This is a genomic window from Kitasatospora sp. NPDC094015 (genome assembly GCF_040304075.1).
Classification (GTDB): Bacteria; Actinomycetota; Actinomycetes; order Streptomycetales; family Streptomycetaceae; genus Kitasatospora.
In genome coordinates this window covers 523,662-531,735 of record NZ_JBEOUL010000001.1, presented here as the reverse complement: position 1 = coordinate 531,735, position 8,074 = coordinate 523,662, and the positions used below count along the sequence as shown (strand labels likewise).

The window sequence follows — 8,074 nt, the reverse complement described above, 5'->3', positions numbered from 1 at the left end:
GCCGTCGTACGGTGATCGGGACCGTGGCAGCCGTCCGTCGTACGGTGACCGCCCGTCCGGTGGTGGCTACCGTGGTGGCGGCGACCGTCCCTCCTACGGTGACCGCCCCCGCCGTGATGACCGCCCCTCCGGTGGTGGCTTCAACCGTGACGACCGCCCCCGTGGCGACCGTCCCTCCTTCGGTGACCGCCCGCGTCGGGACGACCGCCCCTCCGGCGGTGGCTTCAACCGCGACGACCGCCCCCGTGGCGACCGTCCCTCCTTCGGTGACCGGGACCGTGGCAGCCGTCCGTCCTACGGTGACCGTCCCTCCGGTGGTGGCTACCGTGGTGGCGGCGACCGCCCCTCCTACGGTGACCGCCCCCGCCGGGACGACCGCCCCTCCGGCGGTGGCTTCAACCGCGACGACCGTCCCCGTGGCGACTTCCGCCGTGACGACCGGGACAGCCGGGATGACCGTCCGCGTCGCGATGACCGGCCGTCGTACGGTGATCGGGACCGTGGCAGCCGTCCGTCGTACGGTGACCGCCCGTCCGGTGGTGGCTACCGTGGTGGCGGCGACCGCCCTTCCTACGGTGACCGCCCCCGTCGCGACGACCGCCCCTCCGGCGGCGGCTTCAACCGCGACGACCGCCCGCGCCGGGACGACCGTCCCTCCGGTGGTGGCTACCGCAGTGGCGGCGACCGTGGCGGCCGTCCGTCCTACGGCGGCGACCGCGACCGCGGCAGCCGCTTCGAGGGTCGGCGTGACGACCGGCGGGACGACCGCCGCGACGGTGGCTACGACGACCGCCGGGGCAACTTCGAGCCGGTCCGCCGGCTGCCGATCCCGGAGGACGTCACCGGTTTCGAGATCGACGCGGACGTGCGCCAGGACCTGAAGAGCCTGCCGAAGACCCTCGCCGACGACGTCGCCCGCAACCTGGTGATGGTCGCCCGCCTGCTCGACACCGAGCCGGAGGAGGCCTACAACTACTCGCGGGTCGCCCTGCGGCTGGCGTCGCGGGTCGCCTCCGTCCGCGAGGCGGCCGGCTTCGCCTCGTACATGACGCAGCGTTACGCCGAGGCGCTGACCGAGTTCCGGGCCGCGCGCCGGATGACCGGCCGGGCCGACCTGTGGCCCGTGATGGCCGACTGCGAGCGCGGCCTCGGCCGTCCGGAGCGGGCGCTGGCGATGGCCGGCGAGCCCGAGGTCAAGCAGCTGGACAAGGCCGGTCAGGTCGAGATGCGCCTGGTCGCGGCGGGTGCCCGCAGCGACATGGAGCAGTTCGACGCGGCCGTGGTGACCCTGCAGAGCCCGGAGCTGGCCTCCAGCGCGGTGCACCCGTGGACGGCCCGGCTGCGGTACGCCTACGCCGAGGCGCTGATCGCGGCCGGCCGTGCCGACGAGGCCCGGGACTGGTTCGCCAAGGCGGCGGAGGCCGACACCGACGGTGCGACCAACGCCTCCGAGCGCCTCGCCGAGATCGACGGGCTCGAGTTCGTGGACACCCTCGACCCGGAGCTGGCCGAGGACGAGAACGGTGCCGAGGACGAGCGGGACGAGGAGCCGGCGGCGAGCTCGCGGCCGACCGTCGCGCCCGACGAGGTCGGCGACGACCGGGTGATCTACGAGGACGACGAGGACGTCGAGGAGTACTACGACGAGGACGACCTCGAGATCGACGAGGACGAGGACGACGAGGCCCGCCCGGCGCGCTCCGAGGACGAGCGCCGCTGACCGGCACCCCGCCGATACGCCGAGGGCCCCACCGCAGCTGCGGTGGGGCCCTCGGCGTATCCCCGTGGGCGGGCGGTCAGCCCAGTTGCAGGCTCCGGAGCACCAGGCCGGTGGCCGGCTTGGGGCCGAAGGAGGTCGACTTGCGCGGCATGGTGACGCCCTGCTCCGCCAGCCGCCGCACCACCCGCTCCTCGACCGGATGCAGCAGCACGGCGGTGCCGCCGGAGCGGGCGGCCTCGCGCTCGGCGCCCTCGGCCGAGTGCAGGTAGCCGATGTCGTCGGGGCCGTCCGGGATCCGCCAGGTGTGGTCCAGCAGCGTCGCGTGCAGCACGGTGGCGTCCAGGTGGCGCCACTCCTGCGGCCGGTCGGTGCGGACGGTGGCGGAGAGCAGCGCCTCCTCCGGTTCGCCGATCAGCCAGAAGGTGCCGTCCCCGGCGGTGAGCAGGAAGGCGTTGCCGCCGTGCCGCTTGGCGTCCGCGAGCGCCTCCAGGGCGGCGGGCAGCGGGCCGGGGACCTCCTTGACCTGCCAGTGCTCGGCCAGCCCGGCGAGTGCCTCGGCGATCGGCAGCCGGTAGAGCACCCGGTGGATCGCCCGGACCTGGAGCGGGTAGCGGGCGGTGTCGACCAGCAGCACCAGGCCGCGGTCCCACGGGCTGCGCGGAAGGTGGCGGTGCTCGCGCTGGAGCCGCAGGTACATCTCCCAGCGGTGGTGCCCGTCGGCGATCAGGGCCCGGCAGGTGCTCAGGTCCCGGCCGACCGTGGCCAGGTCGAGCGGGGAGGTGACCGCCCACAGGCGGTGGTCGGTGCCGTCCGAGGTGGTGGTGGACAGCAGCGGTTCGCCCTGCACGGCCCGCTCGATCACCAGGGCCGCGCCGCCGTTGCCCCGGTAGGTCAGCAGCAGCGGTTCGAGGTTGGCCTTGGTGGTGCGCATCAGCCCCACCCGGTCGGCCACCGGTCTGGGCATCACGTCCTCGTGCGGGAGGACCACGCCGGCCTCGCGCCCGCTGACCGCGAGGGCGCCGATCAGGCCGCGCTGCAGCACGCCGCCGGCGGGGGCGCCGGGCTCGTGGGTGCGCTGCTCGTAGACGTACAGCGCCGGGTGCGGGTCCGGGGCGAGGACGCCCTCGCGCTGCCACTGGGCGAGCAGGCGGGCGGCGTGCCGGTAGCGGGTGTCGCGGTCGGGCCGGTCGCCGCTGTCCTCGGGCTCGGGGCGCGGCAGGATCAGCCGGACGATGTTGTGGGGGTCGCCGGTCTCCAGGTCGAGTCGCCGGTTGGGGTCGACGACGTCGTACGGGGGCGAGGTGACCGCGGCGAGCGTGCCGACCCGGTCGGGGACGTAGCGCAGGCCGCGGAAGGGGGACAGGGAGAGGCCGGCGGTGGCGACGTGCCCGGGGTCCCCGGGGCCGCCGGTCGCAGGCTCGGCGCCGCTTTCGGCACTGGGTGCACTCATTGTGGGCATGTTAGTCGGGGTATGGGTGTTGAGTGATCGAAAGTGCTCGGTGCCGCTCAGCCGGATCGAGCGGGGAGCTCCGGGAACGAGGTACGGCATGAGTGGTGGGCAGGAGCGGCCGACCGGCGGGGGCCAGGACGGCCGGGAGCCGGTGCCCGGCCCGGGCGAGCCCGAGGGCGACGTGTACGACTGGTACCGGCGGGGCGTACGGCTGCTGGACGAGCGCCACCCGGCGGCCGCCGTCCAGCTGCTCGCCCGGGCGGCGCTGGCCGAGCCGCAGTCGCTCAGCATCCGGGAGGCACTGGCTCGGGCGCAGTTCGACGCGGGCGCGTACCGGGAGGCGCTGGAGAACTTCCGGGCCGTGGCGCTGGCCGATCCGTCCGACGACTACGCTCAGTTCGGCTGGGGCGTGGCCGCGGCGCGCCTCGGCGACTTCGAGAGCTCGGCCGAGCACCTGGCCCTGGCGGTCGCGATGCGGCCGGAGAACGCGCACTACCGCTCGGCGCTCCGGCAGTCCCGGGCCACCCTGGCGGCCAGGGCCGGCGCGTACGGACCGCTGCAGCCCGGTGCACCGGGCTACCTCGCCCCGCGGCAGGACGAGGGCGGCGCCCGCTGAACCCCGGCCGGGCGGCCAAGGACGACGGAACAGGGAGAGAGCCCGCATGACCAGCACGGCAGACGGCACCGCACGGACCGCACCGGGTGGCAGCGACCGCCCGCTGACCGAGGCGTACGACGTCGCGCTGCTCGATCTGGACGGCGTGGTCTACGCGGGCCCGCACGCGATCGAGCACGCGGTGGACTCGCTGGCGGCGGCCCGGGAGGCGGGCATGCGGCTGGCGTACGTCACCAACAACGCCTCCCGGCCGCCGCGGGTGGTGGCCGAGCACCTGACCGAGCTGGGCGCGCCGGCCGAGGCCTCGGACGTGATCAACTCCGCCCAGGCGGCGGCCCGGCTGGTCGCCGCGAAGGTGCCGGCCGGGTCGAAGGTGCTGGTGGTGGGCGGTGCGGGGCTGGTCGAGGCGCTGGCCGAGCACGACCTGGTGGCGGTCGGCTCGCTGGACGACGACCCGCTCGCGGTGGTGCAGGGCTACGACCCCTCGGTGGGCTGGCAGCAGCTGGCCGAGGCCTCGTACGCGGTGGCGAAGGGGCTGCCGTGGGTGGCCTCCAACACCGATCTGACGGTGCCGACCGCGCGGGGCATCGCGCCCGGCAACGGGACGCTGGTCGCGGCGGTGCGGACCGCCACCGGGGTCGAGCCGGAGGTCGCGGGCAAGCCGCTGCCGCCGATGCACCGGGAGACCGTGCTGCGGACCGGGGCGAAGCGGCCGCTGGTGGTCGGCGACCGGCTGGACACCGACATCGAGGGCGCCCACAACGGCGGGGTGGACAGCCTGCTGGTGTTCACCGGGGTCACCACCCCCGCGCAGCTGCTGACCGCCCCGCCCGAGCACCGGCCCACCTACCTGGCGGCCGACCTGCGCGGCCTGCTGACCGGGCAGCCGGCGGTGACCGCCGGCGCGGACGGCGAGTACCGCTGCGGCGGCTGGAGCGCCCGGGTGCTCGACGGCGCGCTGGTGGTCTCCGGCGACGGCACGGACCGCTACGACGGGCTGCGCGCGCTGTGCGGCGCCGCCTGGACCGCGCTGGACCGCGATGGTGCGCCTGCGGACGGCCGCAAGGCCATCGCCGAGCTGGGCTTCTGAGCCCGGGGCGGCCTCGGCACGCTCGTTGACGGCCGCTCGCCGGTTCTGCCAGGTTGGGGCGGACCAACGAGGGGGAACCATGGCACGGACCGTACTGACCAAGGGCGGCAACGCCCCGCTGCCCGGCGCGACGGTGACGGTGACCGTCGGCGCGACCGGGGTGCCGGTGGACGTCTCGGCGCTGCTGGTGGGTGCCGGCGGGAAGGTGCGGGACGACCAGGACCTGGTCTTCTTCAACAACCCCTCGCGGGACGGGGTCTCGGTCGCCGGCCCGGTGGTCACGGTGCAGCCGGGCGCGGTGCCGGCCGGGGTCGAGTCGGTGGTCGTGGTGGCCAGCGTGGACGTGGACCGGCCCGGCGTGGTGTTCGACGCGGCGGGGACCCCGCGGGCCGTGGTGGCCTGTGCGGGGACGGAGTTGGAGTTCGCCCCGCCGGCGCTGACCGGCGGCGAGACCATCGTGGTGCTGGTGGAGCTGTACCGGCGCGGGGCGGAGTGGAAGGTCCGGGCGGTCGGACAGGGCTACGCGGGCGGGCTGGCGGCGCTGGCCACGGACTTCGGCGTGGACGTCGGGGAGGCCCCGGCGGCCGCGCCGGCGCAGGTCCCGCCACCCGCGCCGGCCCCGGTGCCGGTCGCGCCGCCGCTCCCGCCCGCCCCGCCGGCCGGGTACGGGCAGCAGCCGCCGGCGGCGTACGGCCAGCCGCAGCCGTACAGTCAGCCGCAGGCGTACGGGTCCCAGCCGCAGCCGTACGGTCAGCCGCCCGCCTACGGGCAGCCCCCGGTGCCGGCCGGGCCGGCGCCCGCGATCAGCCTGGAGAAGGTGCGGGCGACGGCGCCGGCGCTGCTGCAGAAGTACGAGTCGGCCGGGGTCTCGCTGGCCAAGCGGGGGATGACCGGGCACCGGGTCGCGGTCTACCTGGTGCTCGACTACTCGATCAGCATGCGGGGCTACTACGGCGACGGCAGCGCGCAGCACCTGGCCGAGCAGGTGCTCAGCCTGGCCGCGCACCTGGACGACGACGGCAGCGTGCCGCTGGTGCTGTTCTCCAACAAGGTCGAGCTGGTCACCGACATCCAGCTGGAGCGCCACCACGGGCGGATCGACGAGGCGCGGCGCTCGGTGCGGATGGGCGGCACCAGCTACGCGCCCGCGATGCAGGCCGTGCTCGACCTGCACGCGCGGCGCGGTGGCGGGGCCCCGGCCCTGGTGATCTTCCAGACCGACGGCGACCCCACCGACCGCAAGCAGACCGAGAAGTTGCTGAAGGACGTGTCGACGCTGCCGCTGTTCTGGCAGTTCGTCGGCTTCGGCGACCGCAAGGACCTGACCTTCCTGGCCGGTCTGGACGACCTGGTGGGCCGGGCGGTCGACAACGCGGACTTCGTCGCGGTCGGCCCGCAGCCGAGGGCGTGGCCGGACGAGGCGCTCTACGACGCGCTGATGGCGGAGTTCCCGCGCTGGCTGGCGGAGGCCAGGGCGCGGGGCATCGTCCGCTGAGCGGACGCCGGGGCCGGCGCGGCCGGCGGGCCGGGCGGGTCAGAGCAGCGAGCGCAGCCGCAGCAGGTCGCGGAACCCGGCTTCCAGCTTGACCCGGCCGGACGCCCAGGCGGAGGCGAAGTTGAGCCGGCCGCCGACCATGGCCACCAGGTCGTCGCCGGCCATCGCCAGCCGGATCTCGGCCCGCTCGGCCGGTGCCCCGGGGGCGCTGGTGATGTCCTGGATCCGGCCGTCCCGCAGCCGCCCGGAGAAGGTGAGGTCCAGGTCGGTGATCCAGCAGCTCAGCGAGCGGTCGAGTGCCGCCGCCTTGCGCACGCCGCCCTCGGCCCGGGACATCGTGCGGCTGAGCTGCTCCAGGGCCTCGCGGCACTCCTCGATGCTGGCCATGGTCTTCGGCGGCTCCCGTCGGCTGCGGCTCTGCTGGGCGACCGTCCGGCGGTGGTCCGGTGCACGGCCGCCGGTCGGCGTTCCACGCTATCGCAGCGGGAGGTCGGCCGATCGGCCCCGCAGGGGCGGGAACGTGCAGCGGGCCCGGGGGAGGAGAGGGTAGCGTCGGGGGCAGGTGGCGGCCTCCGAGGGCCAGACAGGCCCTGGGCCGGGCCGCCGCGGAGCTGGGCGCCGGTCGGCGCCGGAGGAGGCGGGCGGATGCTGCGGGATGCGGTGCGGGGTGCGGTGGCGGTCGCCACGGTGGTCGCCGAGGAGACCGGCAGGCGGGTGCTGACCACGGCGACCGGGCTGCTGGAGCGCGGCGGGGTGGACGTCTCCGCGGTGGAGCGGGTGATCACCGAGCAGTTCCCGCCGTCCGGGCGGTCGCTGCAGAACCTCGCCCAGGAGGCGGTCACCGCCGGCCGGGCCGGGGTGGACCTGGCGGTCGGCGTCGCGCGGAGCGAGGCGGAGCGGATCTTCGAGCGCGTCGGTGACCAGGTGATGAAGGTCGGCGTGGTGCTCAGCTTCCTGGAGAGCCAGCTGCGGGACACCGAGGAGAAGCCCGCCGAGCAGTCCGACGCCCGGTCGCAGGCCCCCACGCCGCCGGCGCCGCGGGCCGAGGGCCTGTTCGAGGCGGGCTGGGACGACGAGGAGTGGGGCGGCACGGCGGACGAGGTGCCGGCGGACGCCTGGGCGGTGCCGGACCCGGCCGACCCGGTGGTCGCGACCCCGGCCGAGCAGCCGCCCGCGAAGGGCGCACCGGTGAGCGGGCCGAAGAAGGCACCGGCGAAGAAGGCTCCGGCAAGGAAGGCTCCGGCGAAGAAGGCACCCGTCAGGAAGGCCGACGGCGTACCTGCCGGGGACGGCGCGGCGAAGCAGACGGCTCCCGAGCCGAGCGGCGCGAAGAAGGCCTCCGCCAAGAAGACCACGGCCAAGAAGGCGACCGCGAAGAAGACCGTCACCCGCAAGGCGGTCGCCACCCCCGCCGAGACGCCGGCCGCCCGCAAGGCGGCCGCCAGGAAGACCGTGGTGCGCAAGGCGACCTCTTCCCGGGCCGAGCCGCGGCCGGGTACCGATGGCTGAGCCGGGCCCGTCGTCCGGGGCCGGGCCCACCGCGACCGGCCACCCCGGCGTGGACGCCGCGCTCGCCCGGCTGGAGGCGCTGGACGGGGTGGAGACCGAGGCACACGTCGCGGTGTACGAAGATGTTCACCAGCGGTTGACGCAGACCCTGGCCGCGCTCGACCACGAGCAGAGCCGCCAGGAACAGCAGTAGG

8 protein-coding genes are annotated in these 8,074 nt (G+C 75.7%); 6 read left to right on the top strand and 2 right to left on the bottom strand.

Annotation, left to right across the window (positions count from 1 at the left end):
• The first annotated feature begins 865 nt into the window (after positions 1-865).
• Positions 866-1,720, top strand: a complete 855-nt coding sequence (locus tag ABT014_RS02335; RefSeq protein ID WP_350635947.1) for a tetratricopeptide repeat protein — start codon at positions 866-868, stop codon at positions 1,718-1,720.
• Between the two features lie 76 nt (positions 1,721-1,796).
• Here the strand turns inward: ABT014_RS02335 and ABT014_RS02330 are convergent, their stop codons facing one another.
• Positions 1,797-3,170: a DUF1015 family protein gene (locus ABT014_RS02330; protein WP_350635944.1), complete on the bottom strand. Its 1,374-nt coding sequence runs from the start codon at positions 3,168-3,170 to the stop codon at positions 1,797-1,799.
• Between the two features lie 97 nt (positions 3,171-3,267).
• Here ABT014_RS02330 and ABT014_RS02325 point away from each other — a divergent pair, with 97 nt between their 5' ends.
• From ABT014_RS02325 to ABT014_RS02315, 3 genes are all read left to right on the top strand, one after another.
• Complete coding sequence (locus ABT014_RS02325) at positions 3,268-3,786, top strand: tetratricopeptide repeat protein (RefSeq protein ID WP_350635941.1); 519 nt, start codon at positions 3,268-3,270, stop codon at positions 3,784-3,786.
• Between the two features lie 46 nt (positions 3,787-3,832).
• Entirely contained in the window at positions 3,833-4,876 is a 1,044-nt protein-coding gene (locus tag ABT014_RS02320) for an HAD-IIA family hydrolase (RefSeq protein WP_350635938.1), read from the top strand.
• A gap of 79 nt (positions 4,877-4,955) precedes the next feature.
• Positions 4,956-6,371: a VWA domain-containing protein gene (locus ABT014_RS02315; protein ID WP_350635935.1), complete on the top strand. Its 1,416-nt coding sequence runs from the start codon at positions 4,956-4,958 to the stop codon at positions 6,369-6,371.
• 39 nt (positions 6,372-6,410) lie between these two features.
• Here the strand turns inward: ABT014_RS02315 and ABT014_RS02310 are convergent, their stop codons facing one another.
• Positions 6,411-6,758 carry a sterol-binding protein gene (locus tag ABT014_RS02310; RefSeq protein WP_350635932.1) on the bottom strand — a complete coding sequence of 116 codons (348 nt, stop codon included), beginning with the start codon at positions 6,756-6,758 and terminating at the stop codon, positions 6,411-6,413.
• A 258-nt stretch (positions 6,759-7,016) separates the two neighbouring features.
• Between ABT014_RS02310 and ABT014_RS02305 the strand changes: the two genes are divergently transcribed.
• Together ABT014_RS02305 and ABT014_RS02300 are read left to right on the top strand one after the other, a co-directional pair.
• A complete protein-coding gene (locus ABT014_RS02305) occupies positions 7,017-7,880 on the top strand; it encodes a hypothetical protein (RefSeq protein WP_350635929.1) in 864 nt (287 codons plus the stop codon).
• Positions 7,873-8,073 carry a hypothetical protein gene (locus ABT014_RS02300; protein WP_350635926.1) on the top strand — a complete coding sequence of 67 codons (201 nt, stop codon included), beginning with the start codon at positions 7,873-7,875 and terminating at the stop codon, positions 8,071-8,073. The genes ABT014_RS02305 and ABT014_RS02300 overlap by 8 nt, the downstream gene beginning before the upstream one ends.
• Position 8,074: the final 1 nt, after the last annotated feature.